Source organism: Paenibacillus sp. Root52 (assembly GCF_001426865.1).
Classification (GTDB): domain Bacteria; phylum Bacillota; class Bacilli; order Paenibacillales; family Paenibacillaceae; genus Paenibacillus.
Genome location: NZ_LMFO01000012.1, coordinates 34,973 through 59,415, shown reverse-complemented (window position 1 = coordinate 59,415; position 24,443 = coordinate 34,973). Strand labels below are relative to the sequence as shown.

Here is a 24,443-nt window from a genome sequence, read left to right as displayed (position 1 = left end):
GTTACATCCTCCCTTGCTGTTCCAAATTCAATCCACAATCATCCGATGTGGCCCGCCCACCGGCATACCCGAGCGACCTGATCCGCGGCCAGCATTCGCCAATATGCGGTCTAGATATCGATGGATCTGTGCGTTGTCATACTCCCGGTACTCGAGTCCCAACCGATTCGCAATGTGATGCAGGATGACGGTTCGTGCAATTGTGCCTTCGTTCAGACACATCATGGCAAAGATCAGATCCTGGGGATCGGAGGTTCCTGTGCGAAGCAATCTCTCTGCATAATCTTTCATAACGAGAGGGGATAATGTGCTAACACCTTCCGCAGCATATGCGACATGAATAACATGAAGCGTGTTGAACTCTGTTGCTAGATCGGCAAAGGTCTGATAATCCCGCCTGAGTCTGGCGCCTTCCTTTAGCTTGAACCGTGCGAGCTCCATTTCACTGGAATCACAGGTAGCCTCCTCATCCAGCCGAAGTTCTGCATGACTGGCTGTCATGTCACTTAGCTTCTCATCCTCGGTAAATCGAAGTTTCAGCACATTCACCCTACCCGTAGCCTGATATTCCAGTTCAGCAGACTCGGTTAACATATACAATCTTCCCTTGTGCAGCACCATTCCCGGAGTAACCACCAGCTTGTCCGGATGTACCTCCACCTCTGCGCCTGCAAGGATACCATCCGCGTAACTACGGTAGTACAATTCCATGTAGTCTCGGGGATAGTCCCGTAGTTCCTCCAGCATTGATGTCTTTAGAATTCTGCCTTTATGAAAATGGGGATAGGAATACGTGAACATGAACGTTTCCCCTCCTTTCTGCTGACGATGTTCATTTCATTCCGTCAAAAAAATCCAGTTCGGACAAGTCCGTCTCGAATGGGAGCAGCTTCTGCGAACCAAGATACAATCGTTCATTTCTACGAGCTACAGGAAGTACGTGGAAGCCCCAATGACGATCATCCGGGTAAACAAAAAACTTCGTCTCTCCGTTCACGATGGAGTCCGTATCATCTTGCGGAATTTTGTCTCCATATTGCGCACGGATATCTTCGTACAGAACCTCTTTATATGCATCCTGACGATTGGAATACACAAATTTCTGTCTCAGTTGACCATCGTTTCCGCTCAGATATAATTCCACTTCTGCTGTCTCGAACGGGCGAGATATGCTTCCAGGGATTCCGTCACTGCGATCCAGACTACTGATCAACACTTTTTCACGTCCGTTGTGGGTGTATGCGCTCACGGTATACGGGATAACAGCCGCATCATGTGTAATCTCTGCCTGAACCGCACCTGTTTTGCGGGCACTTAGATAACGAATCGCACCTCGGAGACAGGCAAGTTTGAGATCAGGTACACGTCCTTCCGCAGGTTTTTGCCGAAACTCAATGCTTCTGCCTGGAACAAACTCCTTCAAGGCTTCCCGAAATACATCAATGCGGCAGGATTGACCTGTCAGCTTGATAATGGAGTATTGACTCATCTTTCCTTGCCGATAGAAGTCATCCAGAAACTTCCGCACTACCTCATAGATATCTGCTTTAATCAGTTGAGTAATCTCTTTGATGTTGAACACAACATCAGGGAACTCGTACTCGTCCTTCAGTTCCCCACCACGTTCCACAGACAGAAACCATCGTTCCATGGTCGTGATCTGTAGATCACTATCTCGATCATCTTCCATCTCGGAATGGAATCGATTACGTAGGATACCTGTTTTGCGGAAAAATTGCTGTTTCATCTCTTCGGCGATTTCCCACAGAAAATAAAAGTTGCCTCTTACCCGCAAGTATTCATCCCGTGAACGGTTCTCCCTACGTGCAAAAGCAGTAGGTATGATCTGTTCTGCCTCCTCGTAACGCTGCTCCAGCTTCCGATACACGGACTTCACGCCTTCTTCGTCCACTTGGCGGAATACATCTGCACCAGGTGCTTCAATTAAATGATCGATATCCGTTACTTGGCGACGACCACTGTAATAATCGGCGAATACAATTTTCATAAACTGCATGATGCGATATGTAATGTTGTGACCCCCGAAGTTGGTATCCCCATTTTCGTACGTGGTATGGATGTCCAGCTTATACGCCATATGTCCGTCTTCCATCGTAAATGCGCAGGATGACAAGTCGGTCGTTCCACCGCCGCAATCAATCACAAGTGCATGATACATCTGCCCTTCCATGAACACCCCGCGTTCCATACCATCCGCAAGCGTGTTATAGAGAACAGCCATCCCCTCATCCAGCGCATAAGTCTGTTCAATCTGATAGTCTGGAAGCATCTCCCCGAACATCTGCAAAAACTGTGTTTTCATCTTCACGGGACTCGTAAAATGTACATGGCGGAACTTGCACTTGAATTGATGCTCTGCGGTTCGAATAATATAGCTCATATACGCGCGTAGCAGATCCATCCGAGAAACGTTAGCTGCATTTCCATGAACATCGACGATTTCTTCCAGCTTGGTATAATTGTTCACCCAGCGCTTCATACTCCGGAACACACTGGCTCGGCTGCTGTATCCTCCGCGACGCATGCTTCGCAATGCCTCATAGCCGAATTCGTAACGAATATTTGCCGGATCGGAGCAATCTGCTACACCAATGGCCGTAGGCAACACTTCAATCCAGTCGGTGGCTTTGTAAGTGGGATCAGGAAATGCAACATAGTTAATGGCATCCATTCGAACCCGTCCATTCAACAGATCCTGACTGCTGGGTGCTTGAATATAACCGTTATGCAAAAAGGCGCCTGCCGTCGTATTGGAGGTGCCAAAATCTATCGCAAGCACAGCTTCTGTTGGCTCAAGCTCCCGAATATCCAGATCAGCCAGTGGAATCTGAGTATATTGAATATGAACCGGAGGAAGAGGGCGGTTGGAGTAATACGTCTGGTACAAATATTCCGAATCGCGTTTACGGAAAAAGAGAAGACTGTACTGTCTGTTTCCCGAACGCTTCCAAGTCGATCCACTGCCTGCCGTTAGATAAAAAGTACCAGCTACAGTGTCATCCTTAACTAGGTTAAAGATGCCACACAGCTCCATGCTCTCATTGACTAACAGCACATTAGATTCCGTTAACCCTCCGGGTGCGGTGACGACGTATTGATCCAGCTTGTCCACCTTCAAACCTTCGTACAGAATAAGCCTTGCGGGAACACTGATTCCTCCATCACTGCTCATCGGAGCTGTCATATGACGGGATATTGCCTTTTGGATGCGCTCAAATCCACCATCATATGACTGATCGATCCACAATACATCGTCAGCCCCCAGAAATTTCAGAATGATCCGAATCAACTCTTCGCGCTCCGTTCTGGGCCCCAATCCCTCAACTAAACGCTCTTTGTAACAAATGTTCCGCAATTGGAATGTCGTCATATCCATTAGTTCTTCACGCGTATAACGCATCGTGCCTCTGGCTCGTTCCCTGCCGGTGGCGTCAGGATACAATCGGTATGAATAACCGTTCATCTATGCTTCCTCCTTACAACTGCTACCGCTGCTAATATAGCGCAATACCGTCCTGTATCATCGTATAGTCCACATCCATTATGCCAAAATGATGACCCCAATAGATTTCCGTATCGAAGCGAACCGGCAAAAATAGTTCTAGAATCAGCTCCAACTTCTCCTTCGCCTCCGTGCGTTCCGCCTGTCCAATATATAAGAGCAATTCGTCCTTCTCCTCACAATTGGCATATAGAGTGGAGCGGGGAAACATCCGAACAAGTGTATCTCGTAGAAGATGTACAGCCTCGCCCGTATCGTACAAGCGGAGCATATTACAAGCGATCACTTCCTGCTCCTCTCGACCAAACAGCTCCAATCGCCGCTTAATTCGCTCACCGTATACACCCGAATGCATATCATTCAGAATGAAACGAATGTAGTACTCCCGCTTGTTCATCCCTTGCATCAGATCCATATTCGCCAGAAAATGAATGACCAGATCAAATAACGCTTCCCGTAATTCCACCTGTTCTTCATTGTTGATATCAAACAAATCTCGGAATATATCAAAAAAGCGATAATACGGATTCACTTCGATCGTCCGTTCTACCCCTGAAGCATTCAGATTGGTATGACTGAGCTCCATGTAAGGCGAGTACACACGTGCAGGCACAAAGGAAATATCGCGCAAATCAGCTCCACTTCGCTTCGCTCGAATGACGAGATCCCATATATAGTTCATGCCATACTCACACCCATTCCCCTTCACAGCAGTATTCCGGGAAGGCAAGCTGGACTTCCGATACGAGAAAGCTCAGCAAATCATCTAAGAAAATAGCCATCTCCGGCTGAATTCCATGTTTGCTGAACTTCAAAATCATTCGATGTTTATCCGCCTCAACACGAACATGATCACTGACAAATTCATTGAGTGGATACGTTATCCCAAGTCCCGAACCAGGTGCTACAACCTGCACATCCTCTAGTTCCAATCCTTCTGCCGACTGAAAAGCATGAATCATGCGGGCAATCTCGCCTTTGGATCGAACAGATCGTCCCTCCTGACGCGCATACTTACCAGCAAAACCTTCCCGTTTGTTATTGGAAAATAGCGGGTAGTCCATCCTGCTAATTCGGGTAGCAACAGGCACCGCTATCTTAAGCACCGTCCAAGAATCTGATTTTTCTAGTGGAGATACGATGGTAATCTCCTCTTCTGATCTTTTGATATACCGGATGTGCGATTCTTCTCCATCAACCAGATATCCGTGCTCTGTTCCTGTTTTGCGGAGTGGTAATACATGCTCATAATTAATTCGATCCGATGCTGGGACAGGGAAGCCTCCTGTTTTCATATCAAGCTTCTGAATGTTCCACAATGGAATCATATTCGTTCGTTTGTAGGACTCAAATTCTTCTAGATGGATAGAGAGTTCCTTGACGGTTTGTTGTTTGTCCCATTCGTCACCGTCATCCGAACTGACCAGAACACAATCAACGAATTTGAATATGTAGGGTGCATTAACTGACTTCCAAGGAAGGCTGTTTTTACGAAATACTCGGTACAACTCTTCAACTTTGGAGATATATGCGGTGCTTGGTTTCAATCGAACGGTTATCGCATGTCTACCCTCACTCGTTACAATTTCCCCGCGAAATGTGCGATTACTATGTAACAGAGATTGCAGCTCACGATGTCCGCACTCCATATAACATGTAAATAACTTCATGTCTTCCTTGCGTGACAAGGCTTCTGATGCTTCGCTCAAGTATACCTTCTGAGGAACAGCATCCTCGGGAAGAATCGGATATAAGAATTCATGAATCGGATCTAAATCTTCATGTGCACATAACGTGACATATACATCATGACGTTCCTCTTGCGGAAGAACCTCATCGAACACACGCTGCTCAATCTGCTTATTCAGCGTCTCCTGATATTCCACCAAATTCAGAAAAACGCCAGTCATGAGGTTCTTTAGCATGCTGCGTTGTTCAAGATCCTCCATCTTATTGAGGCGGTCACGGATAATGTCTTTCATTATGAATCTCCTCCTTCCGTTGTTGGCTGCTCTTCAGACTCTATTTCAGTTGTATTATTGCTAACCGCATTCGTAGCTCCAGTTCCTACAGATGAATTCGTGTCACCATTGGTAGTATTAGATGTGTTGGATGTATTGGAAGAACTGCTTCCCACCGAATTATTCGTGTTCATCCCGCCTGTGTTGTTAGTCAGATCTGTGTTCATCCCTGACATATCCGCTGATCCGAATCCCGCGGTATCCGTATTTAGGTCAGCCGCGGGTACGGGTGGATTGAGCTTTTCGTCCAACTTGTTAATTTTGCGTTCCATCGCCAGCACACGTTCCAGCATATCAATCTCCTGATACACTTCCTGTGCTTTCTCGTAGGCTGTTAGCGCACCCGCATAATCGCCCGCTTCATTGAATCGATCACCCTTCTGTTCCAACGTATCTGCTTGAAGCTGGCGCGACTGGCGTTTGATATCTGCACGTTTCGTCTCCGCCGTCTCCAGTTTGGTGGCGATCTCCTTCAGGGCATCCTTATAAGCTGTCTCCGTTGCGGCTGTTCGAGCTCGTTTATACAAAATAATAGCCCCACTATAGTCCCCGTTCTGGAGTTTCAGATCCCCTTCGGTAATCCAATCCTGCACTTGTTGGAAGGTCGTCATTTGCTCCAGTCGCTCTGAAATAACTTCTCGATTGAACATGCTGTATGACTCCGTCAATTCGAGTGCCTTCGTATAGCTAGCCGTTGCCTTCGTAATATCGCCTTCCTTCAGATGAGCGTCTCCATCGACGAGCGTCTGAGCAGCAGCCATTTTTTCAGTAAATAGCTTCTTATGTATCGGGTCCTTGACCTTAATAGAATTGTTGCGTGCTAGACTGTAATCCGAGACCGCCTTAGCGTACTCCTGTTCCTTCACATACTGGTCAGCATTCTGCTCGTATTGCAGCATATCTACAACTAACTCAGCCTTCTTGGCTGCACTTTTTACCGCATAGAATATGCCCGCCCCACCAAAAATGAGAAGCATGATTAACATAATCGCAATCCGCTTAATCCACTTCTTCCGATTCTTAGGCTCTTCGTGAAAGATTTTGTTCACATAAATAGCAGCCGCACTGTAATTCTCGATTCGCGCACGCTGCTTGCTCAGCATCACTTCTTCGAGGGTATCCGCCAGCGTCTGTGGATCATTGGCTCCCTCCACGGCATCGATCATCTCGGCATCCTGTACACCTTCCCACAGACCAGGCGTACAGAGTACAAGCACATCTCCGTCGGCAAGCTTGATTTTGTCGGATACATAAGGCTTAATCATACCGGGTTTGCCCGCATATTCGTTTAGATTCCCGCGTTCATCATGCTGATCTACACGATCCTCCGCAATCTGTCCTTCCGCAGCAAGCTTGGCGGCCATACTATGATCCTTGCTTTTCAGAGCAATACGGTTACCTCGAAAATGATACAACCGGGTATGTCCAGCCGATGCCCAGACCATACGTGTATAATCTGTGACCACAATGACGAATCCCGCTTTGAGTCTGACCCGGCGGCTCTCATACTGCAACCATTCATGAGCGATCTTGATATATTCGGTTAGTCTGCGTTTCGACATCGTCGGTTTGTCTAGAAAGGATTCAAGAATGGTCTGCACCGTGATCTGTGCACTGTTCACCTCTGTGTCCGTGTCCAGTCCATCTGCCATGACATAACAAGCCCAATCCTCCAGTTCTACACAACCGTAGAAATCTCGATTTTTCAGGAAAGATCCCGCTTCCGAGACAAACGCTGTATTAAATTCACTGTTCTCCTTCCTCATCCGTCTCCCCATTTCCCGTCCCTGTGCGTTGCCTTATCCCTTACCATCCTTGCTCCAAAATGATAATCGTGGCATTATCCTGATGCACGAGCTGTTTTTCTTCAATTAGATCAATAATGGCCTGTGCAGCATCAAATGGCGGAATACTTTGCGCCAATATGGTTTCCAGTTCCATCTCCGTGAGCGAGTTATATACACCATCACTGCATAACACAATCTTGTCCGCCGGATGCAACGCAAACGGCTCGTCCGCGATTTCCATTTGCTTGAAATGGTCGTATCCCAAATAGTTGACCAGCCTTTTGCGCTGCGGGTTATCCAGTGCCTCCTGCTCCGATATCTGTCCAGACATGTATTGTTCTTCTAGTTGACTTTCCAGCGTATGTTTGTGATTAATCGGAATAAGTTCACCTTGGCGAAATACAGATAAAATACTATCTCCAACGGCTCCCCAATAGAGGTTTCTCCCCCGAATCATGACCGAAACTAGGGTTGTGCCTCCTGGAACACCAAGCAGATTACGGAGAATAGCTTGATTCGCTAAATGTGCAGACTCGCTCCAGAACTCGTCCGGATCTGGGAATCGATCCAGTGCCTCAAACTCACGGATGAAGGTTTCAACGGCTGTCGTACTCGCAACCTTTCCACCCGATAATCCACTAATTCCATCAGCAAGTACCGCAAGCACGCCATAGGGCTCTACAGCACAGGCAAAATAATCATCTTGCTCACTTCGGGCTCCGATGGTCTGTCCATTCCCAATCTGAACTCCAACGGGTCTATCGTCACGCTGCCTTACCGGAATCCGGCTTCGGACGAATAATAGTAATCCAATGGACAGACAACCTGCTAAGATCACCCAATAAGGGGTTAGCTCCTTGTCGTTCCAGAGAATCATGAACGTACTCACTGCTGCTCCCATTCAAAGTGCACACCGCACAATGGAATGAAGATGAATTTGCTTCGACCTAATTGAATGACATCGTATGCAGCCAGTTCCACCGGAGAATAGACCGCTTCATTGTTGTGATACGCAAGGCCAGAGGCATCACCGGGCAGCAAGTAGAAATTTCTCTTTTTGGGATCATATACGATCACCGCATGATTACGCCGAGAAATGGTGTTATCTCCGAGGATGCGAACATGCATCTCTTCTGAACGTCCGATAAAGTTCTTCTCTGCCATAATCCGATAATCCTGACCCATCTGTGCACCTTCAATGCACACGAGCCAGCCTGTTACTGGTTCAATCCCCGTCGTTTCTCCCAAATACGGCATGGTTTTGTCTTCCTCAGATGTACGAGGTGCCCGCGGGATTGCACCCGCCCCATCACTACTACTTGAAGCTGGTGATTCCACTGCTAGATTGCAATATGGACACGTATTCCCGTGCCGTCTCATGCTGAACATATGTCCGTTTCCGCATCTTGTCAGACTCATTTCGTTTCATTCCCCCGTAAGCTTGTATGATGGTACGCCAACGTCATTTCACCAGAATTCGGGTATTGGCAATATAAATTAAATCCCCCGCCTCAATTAGACTGGGTTCCTCGATTTCCAATTTGGATGCTCGGCTCTGATTGCCCTTACGCACACCTACACCACTGGCCGAATCGATATCCTCGATAAACCATTGGCCTGATGCTTTGTTAAGCACGGCATGCTGTTGACTGATTAGAGATGCATAAGGTGTATCTGACAGATCGATGTCTGCCTCACTATGTTTCGAACTTTTACCGATAAGCACACTGGTCTCACCCTGGATGTACCATTCCTTCACACTTGTTCCGTCATCATCGAGCAGTACGAGTTTTACAACGCGTGAGGATAGTTTCTTCTTTTCCGCCTTGGTAGCAGGCATGTATTTAAAAAACAGATAAGCCGCTCCCGAGAGAATCACGATGCTTCCAGTAATCCACTGGGCACCCATATCCCGGTTCACAAAAAATATGTAATATAGCACGGTTAACGAAATGATGGCGACACATGCATCAAGCCCTATCGTCAATACCGACCTTCCTTGTCTCACTTTTCATAACCTCCGCCTGAATCAGAATCACTTATAGAGGTTGTTCAAAAAGTCCGCTTTTGATTACGAAGGATGCCTGTCGGCATCTCATCATCGAAGTTGGAATTCAGCCGAAATGTCCGTTGCTCACGTAGTTTTGCCTACGCTCCGCTACTCCATTTCTATTCTTCATTCCATCTTCTCGGTACTGAAAACCGACCTTTTTGAACACGCACTTATAAATTGTTTAACATCCTACTTTTTTCGAACTCCGAAATAACGGTCAAACATGGCGGACATATCCATTCCCTTATGAGAATCGGCTTTATTCCCACTGTTCGGACTTTCTTTCCCCTTTGGTCGAATCCCAAAAAACTGTTCAAATTGCTCATGCATTCGCGAAGGATCTGACCAGCCAGTTACCTGATTTCCTCCGGAAGCTGCATGGTTTTCCCTTGTTGCATGATTGGAGCCTGTTCCCTTGGAGCTACTACTTCCTCCAGATCGAGGTTGTTGGTCATACGCAGCCTTAAGCTCTGGATTGCCAAGGGTGCTGTAAGCCTCATGAACCTGCTTAAAGCGCGCTTCGGCCTGAGCATCACCACCATTCACGTCAGGATGATACGTTTTGGCTAATTGGCGATAAGACTTCTTAATCTGTTCAGGCGAAGCATCTCGACTTACGCCAAGAACAGCATAAAAATCACTCATTTGATTGTTCCTCCTTCCTTACTGTTATCAGTGCAAAATAAAGATTAAGGGGCACAAGGCCCCTTAACTTATGATGCTTGTTCCATGCAAGTGCCGATAGCACTTGTCTGGGACATCAGAGGTTTCCTAATTAAACCGGGAAGCCACCTTCAATTTTCGTGAACTCAGTTTTGTCTTTTTTCTGTTTGATGAACAAGCTGAATTCACCCACACCTTCGGTATCTCCGAAACGCTCTGTGTAATCCACTACAAAAGCATTAGGCATGTAAATTTTGCGTACCACTTGGTCAGCTGCAACAACTTCCAGCGTTACTTTACGGTAGCAATCTGCTTTTTCAGCAGGAACGAGGGACCACAGCGCCAACTTCATCGTGTCATCTGCGTTGTCACCATCCGTTGCTGTAATGATTTTGCCGCTAATGCGCAGTGTTGCGCCCACATCTGTGGAGCGTGCATTGGAATCATCCGGCGTATCTGTGTCGTATACGACTGTACGGATATTATCCATTCCCAATTCGATTGTTTCTGCGCCTTCTACTTTCAATACAAAACCCATTAATAAAAACCTCCTTAAGATTAGGAAAAATGTGTCCGCCATCCTGCTTCAAAATCTGAGGAAAGACAACGAAATATATGTATAAAGGCAAGCCGGTAAAGGCAGCCTCTAACACCAAATTCATGTTTTCAATACGTTGTTTGAAGAACTATATACACTATTAAAACTTATATATTAAACTAGCTAGACTTTCATTGCACTCGTGCCTTTGGTAATCATGACCTCAAGGTTCTTCACGTTACCGTTAAAGACCAGGTCGATATGGCACATATTGCTCTTCTCATCGATGATAAAGCTCATGTCATCACCCTCTTGAATGATCGAATTGATCGATCCACGAGTTCCCAGCCACCGGCTCTTTTGACTGCTCGGATTATTGCTGAAGAATTTGACGATATTTTCATGCTTGAAATCACCGGTTTGGAAACGGAGCAAGCGTTCAATGTACGTGCTAACAAGTGTCTTATACAAGGAGTCAAATCCATCTTCGGACATCGCCATACTTCTAGCTTTATACACGGTGATCCGTTTGATATCACTGTCCTGAATCTGAGCATTTTCCGATGAGAAAATAAATCCAAAGTTCTTCCGGTTAATGGAATCCTTAATGGTATTCGTGAAACCCGAAATTTCCTTGGTCATCGTCGTAACAACACGCAGACTGTTATCGCCAGCTTCGATATCAAAACGCACCCCTGGATAATCGCGGTTGACCGTTTTGAATGCTCCACGCAGATACTCTGGACATTGATAAGCTGCCACAATACCAGCAGATACATAAGATGCTCCTATATAAACGCCTTCGATCCAAAGTCTCAGGATATCTTCTTTTTCCTTCGAAAGCTCAACACCATGCTCGGTTTGAAGCATACGGCTATCGATGACTACACCTGACTTCTCCTTCGGAATAATGGTGAAATTCGGCGCACTTGGAATCGCAAACTCACTATATTCCTTCCGCGTTAACACAGAACATTTCTCAATGTACTTATCAATGCCAGCGGTAGCCATACTGCTGAACGTCGTCTCTTCTCCGGATTCAAAACTGAAGAAGACCTGGACTTTGTAGTCCTTCACGACTTGCAGAAGCATTGTCAGGGATTCCATACTATTCCCGTCCTGCTTAACCACCTTGTCATTACCACGGAAACGAGTACGACTGACCTTAACTTGGCTTGTATTCTCCAGTTCAACCGAAGGTACAATTCCGAACCAGATCGTATCCGAAAAGTCATTCTTCGCGTTAACCGTGTTAAGGTACGTCTCTAGCCGTGGAATATTGCTACTCTTCACAAGCATATCCAGCTTCGTGTTGGAGATCAGCATGGAAGGAACCATACCTTTGTTCTTCGTTGCATATTGATCAAAGAACATTTTGACACCCAAAATTTTCTCCACCAACGGCTTCACTGTTTTGACAAAGTCATCCTTGGCGTTTTTGTAAAACTCCAGGTATGTATTGTAGTTCTGTACCTCCACGGATGTATCCACATCGGTCTGTACCGCAGGAAGTGGGGAGAATGTACGAACAACCAGATCCTGAACATAAGGTGAAGGTGTCTCGGACAATGAATTATAATCCTCGGCAAATACCTGAGTCAGATCTGTACTACTTGCTTCATCCAATAACATCAACTCGTTGTTATCCGATTTAGGAGCTTCGATAATTTTCAATTCTCCGCTCTCACCGATGGTCAGTTGACCCACTTGAATCGCTTCGGAAGAGGTCTCTTCCTGTGCACGACCCAATAACAAACGGGTTTTGATATCTTCAATTGCAAGCGGTAGCATCGCCATGACATTGTTGTAATTCCGGCTAGCTTCCTCGAACATCACATTCAATTTGTCGCCGATATCCAGCTTCTTAGGATCTCCATCATCCAGCTTCTCGTGCTGGCCGTACATGTAGTGAATTTCCTTCCGCACTTGGCGGATGTCATCCATCACTTTTTTCGGGGAGATCATGTCGAGCAGATTCTCAAACTTGAAATCTACGTTGGTAATGCCTTGGCTACGCTTCGTATCGATCAAGGTAAACAACATTCTTAGAAAATCATTGCTCTGATCAATTTTGATCTCCGAGATGGCTTCATCCGGAATACCTTCCGGTTTTTTAAGCGTATACATGACTTTCTGGTTCACCGCATTGAAAAATGAATATACGCTCGGTGAGAACTTATCCAGAAACTCATCAAAGCTGCGAACAAGCAAGTGCTCGTTAATCTCTTTGATTTTGTCATCGCTCAGGCTATCAATGCCCTTCACGTCACCAACGATTGTGATGAGATCCAACTTCTCGGGATTGATCTCTTCAAAAAGCATCGTTCGGTTCGTTTGATTAATAATGTCCATTCAGGCAGCATCCCCACGAGCAGGCTTTCATTCGGGCGGATGCTTTCCCCCCTCCATCAATTTTTGACACTCCGCACGTCTTTTCGGCCTTTGGTCTTGATCTTTAAGAATCAAACTAGGCAGAAGGAAGACGATCGATAGAACGAGCTGTCAACATGTAACTGGAACTTATGTACCAGTTTATGCCGTTTGCTTTGGAGATTTATGGAATTCATCTTAATCATCAGCGACATGTTTTGTCAATATTCCCCACTATAGGTCTAAAAGCTCATTTTATAACCTTCGATATACCTATAGAACTAATTTTTGGAATTCGCTTCATTTCCTTGTAAGTCAAACCGATGATATAGAATATCCTATAATTTGGATCTTGTTCAAGGATTTAAGACCGATGGAGTATTCCCCCTATTCGAGCGTGTAAACACATAACCTATGCGAGGTTGCACTTCTTTTGACAATGCAAAACTACGCATAACCACGTTAAAACGTGTGGAAGTAGAAAAAATTAGATTTTGTAGATTTACTTCAAGAAACATAAGCTAGTTGTGTGCAAACAGAAAGGAGACTTGAAGCCTCACATGATATTAATTAAATTCAAAAAAGCATGGCTTACCCTATTGGTGGTGAGCATCTTACTTCCCAATTGGGACACTGGAAACGTGCACGCAGATTCATCTGTCAAGACCCAGGCTTATGAAGGCCTAGATGCTATGTTTGTTCTAGACGTTAGCTACTCAATGAATGAGACTGACAAAGATCGCATTGCCGAAGAAGTTATACATATGTTTATGGATATGAGTAGTGGACCTAAGACCCGGCTTGGCTTTGTAGCCTATAATGACAAGATCACATCATCTGTACCTTTGATGGATATCTCATCTTCCGGAGCTCGCAATAATCTTCGGAGCCGTGTGGATGGATTGAAGCGTTCAGGTTATACAGACCTTGGACTCGGTTTACGCCGAGGTGCCAGCCTACTTGAACAATCTAAGACAGATCAACGTAAACCATTTATGATTTTGTTATCTGATGGCGAGACAGACTTAAGGGGTTCAACCAATCGAACACCTGCCGATTCTTCCAAAGATGTCGACAAGGTAATTCAAATGGCACAACAAGCCGGTTACCCGATCTATACTGTTGGGCTTAACCGAGATGGAACTGTAAATCCTGCTGAACTTGAACGAATTGCCAAAGAAACAGGCGGTTCTTCCTTTATCACCGGAAGCGCAGATGACTTACCCGAGATTTTCAATCGAATTTTTGCCGATCAGATTCAATCCGTTCTCGTGTCTGTAGCTGCTGTTACGGCAACCGGGGCGATGCAAGAAGTCACAGTAGACATTCCGAATTCAAGTATGGCGGATGCGAATATCATCATGCTCTCGGATCATGCGGTCTCTGAGGCTCAGCTCTATTATCAATCCAGCAATGTGAGCTTTATCCGTTCAGACAAATATGCTTTGATGAAGATCATTCGTCCGGTTAAAGGACAGTTCAAATTGAAATTCAAAGGACGCAGCGGAGATCTTGTGAAGATTAACCTGCTCGGCAATTACAACGTTTCTGCAACTGCAAATATGGCAACTGAGCTGCCAGTCAAGGGACAGAGCATTACGTTCAACGCCGCATTATACGATCAAGCTGCAGAGCCAAAGCCAATTCAGGATCTGAATGTGTACAAAGGTCTTGAAGCTGAGCTAATCGTGAGCACATCAGAAGGAACGAGTGAACGCGTAGCTCTAACGAATACAGGCAGTGGATTTACGGGGAATTATACATTTCCGAAGTCTGATCTATATACGTGGGGACTCCGCATCGACGGTCCAGACTTTTATCGAGAGATCACTCCGGTTGAAGTAGATATTACGAACCAAGCCCCTGTAAGTACAGGCTCTTCCATGGACTTGTCCAAAGATGATGGGGATGCTTATCTGGATCTAAATACATATTTTGAAGATGCCAATAATGACCCTTTAACTTATACGCTCGGTGTAGTTCAGGATTCCAATACCCTTGGTAATACGAGCATTAATGGTAATATGCTGCACTTGTCTTCTCTTCACACAGGTAATTCGTTCGTTCAGATTACAGCAACGGATTCCGAAGGCGCGAGTGTGACTACTGATATCCCATTACGGATTCATTCTTTACGTGAAAAGATTTTCTTATTTACTGGTTTGGGGATCCTTGCCGCAGGTGGAATCTTCGCTTTGTATTGGTTTGTGTTGAAACCTAAGCCCGTGTTTCGCGGAAGGTTGGAGGGTTATTTTCTTGCAACCGCGAGTGGAGAAGATATTCCCGTTACCCATTGGCCACTAACTTCGCTCAATAGTCGAAAAGTGAGCTTAAGTGAACTTTTTGATCGAATGGATATCGGGGTGAGGGTACCCGAAGCAGGCCGAATCTGGCTGGAAGCAGGCAAAAAAGAAACATTGCTGATCCGGCATGATACGAATTGCACCGTCGTTCGAGGTCGAACACCTGTGAAACGGCGCCATACGGAGGCTCTGGAGTATAATGAGAAGTTGTATGTTACCTTCGAGGATGGAATTACCGAGATTGAAATTCGTTACAAGCCTATTAAACCGAGTACCAATATTTCAGTTGGGCAACGGAGAGAACCGTATCAGCCATAGTTAACTATGATGTGCTCTGTTGGGAACGAATTGTAACTCACCTACCAACTAGAGGTATTCGTAGTGGAAGGACTTGAACGTTCGAGAAATCGAGGATGGTTTAGCATTTACTCGTCTCTGTTGTTGCCCTTCTATATCGCACACAGATACTTATCCTGATTAAAGCAGCTATAGGTACTATAAATTGACTACCATATAAATAAAACAGGTTAGATACAACCCACCGGGGTTAATCTAACCTGTTTTTTCGTATGCATATGATATGTAACGCTACTCGTATACCCGCGATATGGTTCAGGCGGTCTCATGCTGTTTGCCTGACTCCGCTTCGTAGATCTGAGTATGTTCATTCTCAGACAATGACCACTCTACCGTCCCCGGTTTACGCACTTTCCACACCAAAGCCTGCATCTGCAATGATCTTCTCACCCACCGTAGAGAAGCACAACGTTTCTCGGAACGAACGGATAATCCCCAGTGAATAACATGAGCGAGCCATGGATTCACATATTCATTGTGCGAACGCACTGACGGGAGTTCATCCTGGAATAGACGTTGCTTCACATCCATCGGCGGCTGTCCACATGTCCAATAATGAAGCAGTGCTGCTAAACTATATATATCAGACATCGGCCCTTGACTGGACTTCTCTGAATAAAATTCAAGCGGAGAATATCCAGCAGATGTGAAAATGACCTGTTTCTCACCGGACGGCATCGGCCAGCGAACAGCAGAACCGAAATCTAATAATTTAGGTGTACCATCCTCCATCACCATAATGTTCGAAGGTTTCAGATCCCGATGCAGAATACCTTGCTTATGTATATGTTCAACGGTATCGATAATAGGAAGAAGCGTGCCTTTGATAAAAGCAGCATCTAATGCATGATTACGTTCTTTCAAATAATCATTCAGCATGATCCCCGTACAGTATTCCATCACAAGATAGCCGGTATCATTCGCTTCAAAATGATCTACATATTGAATAATATGAGGATGATTCAGACCAGATAGCAGCTCTCCTTCAATCAGGAAAGAAGCTAGTAATTCTTGATACTGTCCACTGTATCCTCGTGAGGAACAATACACACTCCGTTTGTCAGACTGACGAGAAGCCAGACTTTGAGGGAAGAATTCTTTGATCGCAACTTTTGCGCCTGTATTGCGATCTCTTCCTATGTATACAATAGCCAGCTCGCTGCAAGCTAGGACTTGTCTTACTTGATATGTATCGTTCAATATAACATTGCGTTGCAGTGCCATTTTGTAGTTATCTTTTCTCATAACTTCCTTCGTCTCACCCCTATCTAACTGAGGAACTTTCCGCAGGTTGCATCATTTCGTTCAGTCAGTAAGCAATTGGATCGCCAACTATATATATAAACCAAATGATGCAACATGAATCATATCCCTGCGAAAAGATATAATTATTTTATCTTAATACTATACTTGCTTCATCCTATTACTTACTCGTACCTTACTCGTACCCATAATTGTTTCATTCTTCTATTTATGTTATCGACAGAACGGAGCATTTAATGAATGCATTCGCACAAAAAGTATATAATTATTCCGCTCAATATCTATATCTTTTAATAATTCTCTTGTAGGAACAGCTTAATCTCCTCGTTCATCTGAACCAGCACATGCTGGGATGGATAATGTCCTGTATCATACTTAACGGTTCTCACATTCGGGATAATCTTCCGCGCTCTCTCAATCAACTTATCTCCTGGGAAAAAGATATCCTTCTCACCTGCCAAGATCAGTGTTGGGGCAGTGTAGTTCAACAATTCTTCTCGGTCGGTCAGCTTCGGCATATCCTGTTCCAGACTTACATGTTTGAAAATTTTGCCGATGATGTTCTTATCTACTTCCTTCATACAGTTACAAGACATGGTATCTGCAATTTTTTGCAGCGAATTCGGTGAAGAAGTCATTCGGTAGGTCACAATTGGGAGCATGAAGTCCTGAGCCACTTTCATTTTGGAACGAGCGATCAGTCCCGCTGGTGCAACCAGAATGGAGCACGCAATCCGATCCGGAATATACGTTGCCAGTCTCAGAATAATTCCACCGCCAAAGGAAGGACCGATAAAAGCACTTTGCTCAATCTCATAGTGATCTAGCAGATCCGTCACCCACATCGCCAAACTATCAAACCTCGCTGAGATTCGGGTATCTTCACTATAGCCAGGGTGACCAATGGTATCCGGTGCAATAATTCGGTAATCCTTAAATAAGGAAGAAAACCATGACAGCGTCATCGGATTCACACAATTCCCACCTTGGAGAATAAATAACGGCTTGCCATCCTTAGGACCAGTCAATAACACATGGGTCTGTCCAAAACGTGTTTCAACATACTCACGCGTAAAGCCCTCACCCAACTGATCTACATATGCCTCGTATTCCTCAAGAATACAACTCTTACCTTCTTCACTTCTGTAAATGGAACTCATGTCTGCCTCCTGCAATGTGTACTCAAATAACCCATTTTCATCATATTCATTTCATATAAACCGTAAAAATAACGACTCAAAAAGATAAAGAGGGCCTGCAGACGGCAGGCTCCTCCATATGTGCAACTTATCATATTGAATGATTATAGAATGGAAATTGGAAATTGTAAATATCGTTTCTAATAGACAACAAATATCATGATTAGAGGTTGCAGCAGTAGCTTATTTTCGGCCATAATCCGCCTTAATTTCGCCCCATTGTTTGGTCTGCCATTTCAGCACTTTATTACTGTATGTGTTGGTTCGTAGCCACTGCTCTGCACGGTCAATCATAAGCCAGATTTCTTCTGTTGAAGAATCTCGCGGCAATGTGGTCGATACCGCCTTTTGCTTCAACCATTTCATCGCATTGACTGAGTCGGTGTACACCGTCTTATTACTGCCCTCTTTCTTAAGATGAGCCAGTGCATGTACAATCGCTAGAAATTCTCCAAGATTGTTAGTGCCTTTTGAGATTGGGCCAACCGAGAAGATGATCTCACCAGTACGAGTATCCACTCCTTTATATTCTACCTGCCCTGGATTACCTCGTGTACCTACATCAACCGAAATGCTGTCATAATCGACCTCTTCGGAGGTTTCCATGCCAACACTACGTCCACTGCTTCTTGCCTTCGTCTTGGACGAACCCTTAGCACCAGCGCCCCAATTGCCTTTCCAACCTGCACGGTATGCTTCTTCTGCTGCAGCTTTGGATTCGTATGACTTATATTTAGCCCCAGTATATTGATCTGTCTGCGCCTTGCATTCTGCCCACGTACTATATACACCTGGCTGTTTGCCTTCCCAGACAACATAATATTTAGATTTGGCCATCGTTACCCGCTCCCTTATTCGCTTACGTTCAATACCCTATTGTATACGAACCACAGGGTGGATTGAAAGTTAATGATAGTTCATAGAAAAGTAATTATATGATCTCCCTTATGATGGGTGTTATTGCGAAGCAGTTGTCCAATTCAGGTTCGTCTAATAGCGCCCAATAATGTAGCGTATTGTAGTGAATATCCGCATCAAGAATGAGATGATGTTTCAGTACATTGATTATCTCTGGATCGCACGTTCCTTCCACAAGAGCATCGTTACAAGATTCAATTATAATGATCATAAGCGCGAACTTTTCTTCAACATCCCATGGGCATTGCTCATACGCATCCAGAAATTCAGTTATCCTAGAAGCATCCGCAACCTCATACTCCCAGTCTTGTGTAAATTCACCCTGTGATTTAAGATTCAATTTACTGCACAGGCTCCTTACTGCATGTCCTGTAACATACTTAGGATAGTTCTTCTCCATATGGATCTCCTTCGTATAATTCCTTCTACATCAATTGTATCACTCTCTTAATTGGATCGATCCGTCAGATTGTGTTTACAGACAGGTTAACATATGAAGTATACTTCAACCATCCAGCTTATATCATATTTATCGCATAGCGGATGCAAAGACCTATTACCTATATCTCTCTAACGAATGAAGGGGATTGGCAATATGTTCCCCAACCTCTGCAATGGTTTCTTCGATTTCACTACGAATGGCTGGGTCTAGCTTATTATCCTGATGTAAAGAATTTTGCACTTGTGAAAAGCATCCCTTTAACCCTAAATTCACTACTAGCGACAGCATAATGTCTACCTCATCATAGGAGTCCGTATTCCACAGCTTTCGAAGCACCTGGTCTATGTTATCTCGTAGTTCCTTCTCTAGTAACTCATACGTCATCGCTTGTCGATCAGTTAGCTCGCTAAGAATCAGTAAGAACTCTTGCTTATCGTTTGTACCGTTCTCCAAATGTTGAAGTGCGTCATGGAACAGCGTATGTAAAAAGTCTGCAGCACAATAATCAGGTAATTTGCGGATATCTTCGTAATGCATAATTAATGTGACATCTCCTCTCCAGTTCTGAGCTTCGAACAAAGTTACATTATCTTCTTTTTAATATCCAAAAATTCAACTTCACTCTCCAAAGTCTATTCACAAATGAAGCCATATCCCTATCATGATTGCATTAACGAACACTAGATTTTTCTCTTTATAATAAATAACAATACATCTCCACTAACAGTTTGAACTTAAAATTTCCCAGGCAATGAACTGTACAACAGGATCCAAGTTATTAGAGGTTAGTGCCCAAACGATAAGGAAGTGGGAATGAGGCAACGAGTATTAAAGCAATAAGAACATGTTGAACATTGAAGATTTGTATTTTCCCTTTTGCATAAATTCCCCTTATCCAGAACACGCTAATCCTAATGATGGAAAAGACTTGTAGTAGAAAGGAGATCGAAGTACATGGATTGGATATGGAAATCGATCTTACTTGTTCTGGTGGGTATGCTTTTATTGCGCATTGCGGGGCGTAAGTCCATCTCACAGATGAGTGTTGCAACCACGGTCATTATGATCTCAATCGGAACAACGATTGTACAGCCTATTGCGAATCATGAGCTTGGTAAAGCCATTGGATCAGCAACTGTTTTTATTGCGACTTTACTGGTTGTAGAGGTGCTTCAGTTGAAATTCAATTTTTTCGAACGGCTGATGAGTGGTAGCTCCAAAATTGTCGTTGAAGACGGCAAAATCATTGTGCCCAATCTGAAAAAGATGCGTTATACCGTGGATCAGTTAGAGATGCATCTGCGCCAAAGTGGCATCTCTAGTGTGGAAGACCTGGAAACGGCAACTGTAGAACCAAACGGTCAATTGGGCTATGTATTGAAAAGACATGCGCGTCCAGTCACGATTGGAGATCTTGAGCTATTGCTTCAGGGTCAGAATACCAAAGTAGAGCAGGATAATTCCAGTGATATATTCCAAGAGGTTCGCCATGGTGAGCATCAACAGTCGGTTGATCCTATGCTACGCTGACTCATCTAGTCTTACCAAATAGACCGTTCCAGCGGGCAATGCCTCATTGCAATCGGGACGGTTATTTTTGTGCTACTATGTCCATTCATCACTTCTACATACCGTCTAAAATAAGAAAAAAGCCGAAGCTTAATTCAGCTCCAGCTAATTAAATATCGTTCGTTTATCTTATGCAGCAGTTCGCGGACGTGGCTGAGGATAGTTGCACTTATCTGAACATGATTTATCCCTTTGATCTTACCGTGTGCTTAGATAGGCAATACCCAACCCACCGGTTACGGGATTTTGGTAGATTTCACAATCTACCTCAAACACCTCACCGATCATCTCGCGGGTTAATATATCGGCAGGTTTACCATGAACCACAATCTGTCCCTGCTTCACCACGTAGAGATGATCACAATATGAAGCGGCAAGCTCAAGATCGTGCAGTGCAGCAAGGATTCCGATATCGAGACTTTTCACGATATTGAGAATCTGTAGCTGGTATTTAATATCCAGATGATTGGTCGGCTCGTCCAATATCAGAAATTCGGGTTGCTGAGCCAACACACGAGCCAAAACAACACGCTGCTTCTCCCCGCCGGACAACGAAATATAGTTACGGTCTGCGTGTCCGGTTAGATGTACCTTTTCCAAAGCCTGCTCTACAATTTCAAGATCCCGTCCATTATCCGTCTCCAGCAACTTCTTATGCGGGGTACGTCCCATCATGACCATCTCACGCACCGTAAAATCGAAGCTTAACTCGTTAAACTGCCCAACCACACCCATGTGCCGAGCCACGACTTTGGGACTGGACTTCAATATATCCGTATGATCCAAAAATACATTGCCCTGCTGGGGCTTAATGACCTTATAGATGCTCTTGAGCAGCGTGGATTTGCCACAACCGTTAGGTCCAATCAAGCCAACGAACTGCTTTTCTTTTACCTGCAAAGAAATATTACGAATAATATCTGTGTTCTGCACCGTGATGGATATGTTCTCTACATTCAGTTCCATTGTTAGTTTCCTCCAAAACCGTAGCCTTTTTTGACTAACATATACATAAACATCGGTGCACCTATCATCGCTGTAATGATCCCTATTGGCAGCTCTACACTGGATATCAGAGATCTTGCAATAACGTCTGTCCAGATGAGGAAGATCGCACCAAAGAGTACGGATACAGGCATCACTTTGCGATGGTCTGAACCGACCAGACCTCTAACGATATGCGGAATAATGAGGCCGACAAAACCGATCATGCCACAGCTCGCCACCATAACCCCTGTCACCAGCGCCGTTAATAACATGTAGAGCCTACGGTACACACTCAAGTTAATGCCAAGCGTAACTGCTGCTTCATCACCCAGTAACATGGTGTTCAGCACACGGGATTGCAATAGGAAGAACACAATCGACACAATCACCACGATACCGATCAAAGGTAGCTTATTCCATCCGGAGGCAGCGAGACTACCCATCGTCCAGAACGTTACCGTTTTGATTCCCTCAGCATTGTTAGCAAAATAGATAATAAAATTAGAAAAGGCTGTACACAGCGCATTAATAACCATGCCAGCAAGCACAAGCTTGACTGAGGTCATCTTACCCCGAATGCCTGCTAAGGTTAGCACCAACAAGGAAGCTCCCATGGCTCCAGCAAATGCCCAGAAGGCCACTCCCGTCTGTCCTAACCAACTGATGGCACCGAATCCAATCAAGATCGCAAACGTTGCTCCGAGTGAAGCTCCCGAAGATATACCCAATATGTATGGATCGGCCAACGGGTTCTGTACCGCTGCCTGCATGACTGCACCACACATCGCGAGACCCGCACCAATAAACATCGCCATCAGAACACGCGGAAAACGAATCTGCCAGATGATATCGGTAAATGATCCGGCTTCAATCGGTGCTTGACCGATTTGGAATCCTGTCAATTTGAATACAAGGATGCGATAGGATTCAGCAAGCGGGATACTCACCTGCCCGATCGATACGGCAATGCCAACAGAAATAATCATCACACCAATCAGAAGCGCGATTAATAATGCAAAACCGGATTTGCTGTGAATAAGAGATTCTTTTCTTCCCACACGCGGTGTCTGAAGCTGAACTGTCTGTGCCATCTTGTCCCCCATCATTTCCTACGAAAATAAAATAAAAAGAATTTAGCTATTTACAAAGTATTTTCTCGGATTATAATTGAGAATGATTATCTTTGTCAATTTACATTACAGAAAAGGGGCTCTCTCTCATTATGAAATTTACATCCAGAAAAATACTCATCACCTGTCTAAGTCTTATGCTACTTCTTCTCGCTGCTTGTTCTAATGCCACATCCTCCAATACGGAGCAAACCACCACATCAGGAGAAAATACAACCAACACTTCAGAATCAACCACTACCGCTGGAGATACGAATAAAACAACCTATCCACTGACGATTGAAAACTTCAGTATCTCCGGTGAAGGCGGAGAATGGAAACCGAAATCCCAGACGTTCGAGAAAGCACCTGAGCGTGTTGTAGCCAACACACAATCTGTAGCTGAAATGTTAATTAAGCTCGGTCTAACAGACAAAATGGTCGGAGTAGCCGCATTGTATGGCTCTGTGACTCCAGATGTTGCTGACGATTTCGCTAAAATTCCAGTCCTATCCGAAAACTATGTAGGTAAAGAGCTCGTTGTAGGCGCAAGCCCAGACATCGTGTTGGGTCGCGGTGACCTGTTCGCAGATGCTGACTGGGGCGTGGGTACCGTGGATGGACTGAACGACATGAATATCCATACATTCCTGCAAACAACAAACCATAAGGGCACATTGGACAGCCTCTATAATGATATCGCACAGCTCGGACAGATCTTCGATGTACAGGAAAATGCTACATCATTCACCGAGAGCCTGAAAGCACGTGCTGAAGCAATCAAGGCGAGTGTTGCAGATCAGCCTGAGCATACATTTGCTTACATCGTACCTGCGTCCGAAGATTCCATTACAGTTAGCAGCATGCAAAACGATACGTATCAACTGGATGCACTCAGCTTGCTGAAATTGAAAAATACGTTCGATGGCGTGCAAGGCGAAGTCAGTGTAGAGCAACTGATCACAGCTAACCCAGACTACCTGCTGTTGTCTGCGTATACGGGATCCCCGGATATCGACAAACTGATTCAAAATCTATATGCTAATCCTGCCTTGCAAAGTATGAATGCGATTAAGAACAAACAAATCTATGTCACTGATTTTGGTCAGTTCTGGGGTTATGGGCATCAGATTCTCGATGGTATCGAAAATATGCAGAAGCAAATGAATGAAAACCCAATTCAATAACAAGCATGTTCATCTTGATTGAAAGTGCTACATTATGAAAAGAATGTAATCAGTTAATATGCTGGACAACGCAACGCTATATGACAAGAGCAGGAGATGTTAATCTCACTGCTCTTTTTCTTTGGAATATTACTACGTAATACGTGTCTGAAAT

At 44.7% G+C, this 24,443-nt stretch carries 21 protein-coding genes; 3 read left to right on the top strand and 18 right to left on the bottom strand.

All coding sequences use genetic code 11. The annotated features are described in order from the left end of the window. Positions 1 to 27 precede the first annotated feature (27 nt). The 11 genes from ASD24_RS11720 to ASD24_RS11670 form a co-directional block, all read right to left on the bottom strand. Positions 28 to 801 carry a hypothetical protein gene (locus ASD24_RS11720; RefSeq protein ID WP_056695773.1) on the bottom strand — a complete coding sequence of 258 codons (774 nt, stop codon included), beginning with the start codon at positions 799 to 801 and terminating at the stop codon, positions 28 to 30. Between the two features lie 31 nt (positions 802 to 832). Then, entirely contained in the window at positions 833 to 3,484 is a 2,652-nt protein-coding gene (locus ASD24_RS11715) for a hypothetical protein (protein WP_056695771.1), read from the bottom strand. Positions 3,485 to 3,515: 31 nt separating this feature from the next. Next, on the bottom strand, positions 3,516 to 4,205 hold the full coding sequence (locus tag ASD24_RS11710) for a hypothetical protein (RefSeq protein WP_056695768.1): 690 nt from the start codon (positions 4,203 to 4,205) through the stop codon (positions 3,516 to 3,518). A gap of 7 nt (positions 4,206 to 4,212) precedes the next feature. Further along, positions 4,213 to 5,505 (bottom strand): hypothetical protein, encoded by a 1,293-nt coding sequence (locus ASD24_RS11705; protein ID WP_056695765.1) that lies wholly within the window; start codon positions 5,503 to 5,505, stop codon positions 4,213 to 4,215. Next, positions 5,505 to 7,310, bottom strand: a complete 1,806-nt coding sequence (locus ASD24_RS11700; RefSeq protein ID WP_056695761.1) for a SpoIIE family protein phosphatase — start codon at positions 7,308 to 7,310, stop codon at positions 5,505 to 5,507. The genes ASD24_RS11705 and ASD24_RS11700 overlap by 1 nt, the downstream gene beginning before the upstream one ends. Positions 7,311 to 7,350: 40 nt before the next feature. Continuing rightward, positions 7,351 to 8,232: a PP2C family protein-serine/threonine phosphatase gene (locus ASD24_RS11695; RefSeq protein ID WP_235540532.1), complete on the bottom strand. Its 882-nt coding sequence runs from the start codon at positions 8,230 to 8,232 to the stop codon at positions 7,351 to 7,353. Continuing rightward, positions 8,217 to 8,750: an FHA domain-containing protein gene (locus tag ASD24_RS11690; protein ID WP_056695758.1), complete on the bottom strand. Its 534-nt coding sequence runs from the start codon at positions 8,748 to 8,750 to the stop codon at positions 8,217 to 8,219. The genes ASD24_RS11695 and ASD24_RS11690 overlap by 16 nt, the downstream gene beginning before the upstream one ends. Before the next feature lie 43 nt (positions 8,751 to 8,793). Then, a complete protein-coding gene (locus ASD24_RS11685) occupies positions 8,794 to 9,339 on the bottom strand; it encodes an FHA domain-containing protein (protein WP_235540531.1) in 546 nt (181 codons plus the stop codon). Positions 9,340 to 9,573: 234 nt separating this feature from the next. Beyond that, complete coding sequence (locus ASD24_RS11680; protein WP_056695751.1) at positions 9,574 to 10,029, bottom strand: J domain-containing protein; 456 nt, start codon at positions 10,027 to 10,029, stop codon at positions 9,574 to 9,576. A 130-nt stretch (positions 10,030 to 10,159) separates the two neighbouring features. Next, positions 10,160 to 10,585, bottom strand: a complete 426-nt coding sequence (locus ASD24_RS11675) for a hypothetical protein (RefSeq protein WP_056695746.1) — start codon at positions 10,583 to 10,585, stop codon at positions 10,160 to 10,162. Between the two features lie 183 nt (positions 10,586 to 10,768). After that, complete coding sequence (locus ASD24_RS11670; protein WP_056695742.1) at positions 10,769 to 12,937, bottom strand: hypothetical protein; 2,169 nt, start codon at positions 12,935 to 12,937, stop codon at positions 10,769 to 10,771. A 578-nt stretch (positions 12,938 to 13,515) separates the two neighbouring features. Here ASD24_RS11670 and ASD24_RS11665 point away from each other — a divergent pair. After that, complete coding sequence (locus ASD24_RS11665) at positions 13,516 to 15,576, top strand: vWA domain-containing protein (protein ID WP_056695739.1); 2,061 nt, start codon at positions 13,516 to 13,518, stop codon at positions 15,574 to 15,576. A 294-nt stretch (positions 15,577 to 15,870) separates the two neighbouring features. Here ASD24_RS11665 and ASD24_RS11660 read toward each other — a convergent pair whose 3' ends face one another. From ASD24_RS11660 to ASD24_RS11640, 5 genes are all read right to left on the bottom strand, one after another. Continuing rightward, positions 15,871 to 16,860 carry a serine/threonine protein kinase gene (locus ASD24_RS11660; protein ID WP_056695736.1) on the bottom strand — a complete coding sequence of 330 codons (990 nt, stop codon included), beginning with the start codon at positions 16,858 to 16,860 and terminating at the stop codon, positions 15,871 to 15,873. Between the two features lie 308 nt (positions 16,861 to 17,168). Next, complete coding sequence (locus ASD24_RS11655; RefSeq protein ID WP_056695732.1) at positions 17,169 to 18,038, bottom strand: alpha/beta fold hydrolase; 870 nt, start codon at positions 18,036 to 18,038, stop codon at positions 17,169 to 17,171. Between the two features lie 222 nt (positions 18,039 to 18,260). Next, positions 18,261 to 18,914 carry a ribonuclease H gene (rnhA, locus tag ASD24_RS11650; RefSeq protein WP_056695730.1) on the bottom strand — a complete coding sequence of 218 codons (654 nt, stop codon included), beginning with the start codon at positions 18,912 to 18,914 and terminating at the stop codon, positions 18,261 to 18,263. Positions 18,915 to 19,008: 94 nt separating this feature from the next. Continuing rightward, complete coding sequence (locus ASD24_RS11645) at positions 19,009 to 19,395, bottom strand: hypothetical protein (RefSeq protein ID WP_056695727.1); 387 nt, start codon at positions 19,393 to 19,395, stop codon at positions 19,009 to 19,011. Positions 19,396 to 19,551: 156 nt separating this feature from the next. Continuing rightward, positions 19,552 to 19,974 (bottom strand): hypothetical protein, encoded by a 423-nt coding sequence (locus ASD24_RS11640; protein WP_056695724.1) that lies wholly within the window; start codon positions 19,972 to 19,974, stop codon positions 19,552 to 19,554. Between the two features lie 417 nt (positions 19,975 to 20,391). Between ASD24_RS11640 and ASD24_RS11635 the strand changes: the two genes are divergently transcribed. Next, positions 20,392 to 20,967 (top strand): DUF421 domain-containing protein, encoded by a 576-nt coding sequence (locus ASD24_RS11635; RefSeq protein ID WP_056695722.1) that lies wholly within the window; start codon positions 20,392 to 20,394, stop codon positions 20,965 to 20,967. Between the two features lie 237 nt (positions 20,968 to 21,204). Here the strand turns inward: ASD24_RS11635 and ASD24_RS11630 are convergent, their stop codons facing one another. Further along, positions 21,205 to 21,972, bottom strand: coding sequence for an ABC transporter ATP-binding protein (locus tag ASD24_RS11630; RefSeq protein WP_056695719.1), 768 nt, complete (start codon positions 21,970 to 21,972; stop codon positions 21,205 to 21,207). A 2-nt stretch (positions 21,973 to 21,974) separates the two neighbouring features. Further along, complete coding sequence (locus ASD24_RS11625) at positions 21,975 to 23,084, bottom strand: FecCD family ABC transporter permease (RefSeq protein ID WP_156395436.1); 1,110 nt, start codon at positions 23,082 to 23,084, stop codon at positions 21,975 to 21,977. Positions 23,085 to 23,215: 131 nt separating this feature from the next. On the opposite strand from ASD24_RS11625, the gene ASD24_RS11620 reads away from it, so the two are divergent. Continuing rightward, entirely contained in the window at positions 23,216 to 24,289 is a 1,074-nt protein-coding gene (locus tag ASD24_RS11620) for an ABC transporter substrate-binding protein (RefSeq protein WP_056695717.1), read from the top strand. Positions 24,290 to 24,443: the final 154 nt, after the last annotated feature.

Excerpts from the sequence above, each read along its gene's own strand:
- ASD24_RS11700 (WP_056695761.1), bottom strand. The coding sequence starts at position 7,310 with ATGAGGAAGGAGAACAGTGAATTTAATACAGCGTTTGTCTCGGAAGCG.
- ASD24_RS11695 (WP_235540532.1), bottom strand. The coding sequence starts at position 8,232 with ATGGGAGCAGCAGTGAGTACGTTCATGATTCTCTGGAACGACAAGGAG.
- ASD24_RS11655 (WP_056695732.1), bottom strand. The coding sequence starts at position 18,038 with ATGAGTTCCATTTACAGAAGTGAAGAAGGTAAGAGTTGTATTCTTGAG.
- ASD24_RS11715 (WP_056695771.1), bottom strand. The coding sequence starts at position 3,484 with ATGAACGGTTATTCATACCGATTGTATCCTGACGCCACCGGCAGGGAA.
- ASD24_RS11680 (WP_056695751.1), bottom strand. The coding sequence starts at position 10,029 with ATGAGTGATTTTTATGCTGTTCTTGGCGTAAGTCGAGATGCTTCGCCT.
- ASD24_RS11625 (WP_156395436.1), bottom strand. The coding sequence starts at position 23,084 with ATGGCACAGACAGTTCAGCTTCAGACACCGCGTGTGGGAAGAAAAGAA.
- rnhA (WP_056695730.1), bottom strand. The coding sequence starts at position 18,914 with ATGGCCAAATCTAAATATTATGTTGTCTGGGAAGGCAAACAGCCAGGT.
- ASD24_RS11675 (WP_056695746.1), bottom strand. The coding sequence starts at position 10,585 with ATGGGTTTTGTATTGAAAGTAGAAGGCGCAGAAACAATCGAATTGGGA.
- ASD24_RS11720 (WP_056695773.1), bottom strand. The coding sequence starts at position 801 with ATGTTCACGTATTCCTATCCCCATTTTCATAAAGGCAGAATTCTAAAG.
- ASD24_RS11665 (WP_056695739.1), top strand. The coding sequence starts at position 13,516 with ATGATATTAATTAAATTCAAAAAAGCATGGCTTACCCTATTGGTGGTG.
- ASD24_RS11630 (WP_056695719.1), bottom strand. The coding sequence starts at position 21,972 with ATGGAACTGAATGTAGAGAACATATCCATCACGGTGCAGAACACAGAT.
- ASD24_RS11645 (WP_056695727.1), bottom strand. The coding sequence starts at position 19,395 with ATGGAGAAGAACTATCCTAAGTATGTTACAGGACATGCAGTAAGGAGC.
- ASD24_RS11640 (WP_056695724.1), bottom strand. The coding sequence starts at position 19,974 with ATGCATTACGAAGATATCCGCAAATTACCTGATTATTGTGCTGCAGAC.
- ASD24_RS11660 (WP_056695736.1), bottom strand. The coding sequence starts at position 16,860 with ATGAGAAAAGATAACTACAAAATGGCACTGCAACGCAATGTTATATTG.
- ASD24_RS11670 (WP_056695742.1), bottom strand. The coding sequence starts at position 12,937 with ATGGACATTATTAATCAAACGAACCGAACGATGCTTTTTGAAGAGATC.
- ASD24_RS11710 (WP_056695768.1), bottom strand. The coding sequence starts at position 4,205 with ATGAACTATATATGGGATCTCGTCATTCGAGCGAAGCGAAGTGGAGCT.
- ASD24_RS11635 (WP_056695722.1), top strand. The coding sequence starts at position 20,392 with ATGGATTGGATATGGAAATCGATCTTACTTGTTCTGGTGGGTATGCTT.
- ASD24_RS11690 (WP_056695758.1), bottom strand. The coding sequence starts at position 8,750 with ATGAGTCTGACAAGATGCGGAAACGGACATATGTTCAGCATGAGACGG.
- ASD24_RS11705 (WP_056695765.1), bottom strand. The coding sequence starts at position 5,505 with ATGAAAGACATTATCCGTGACCGCCTCAATAAGATGGAGGATCTTGAA.
- ASD24_RS11620 (WP_056695717.1), top strand. The coding sequence starts at position 23,216 with ATGAAATTTACATCCAGAAAAATACTCATCACCTGTCTAAGTCTTATG.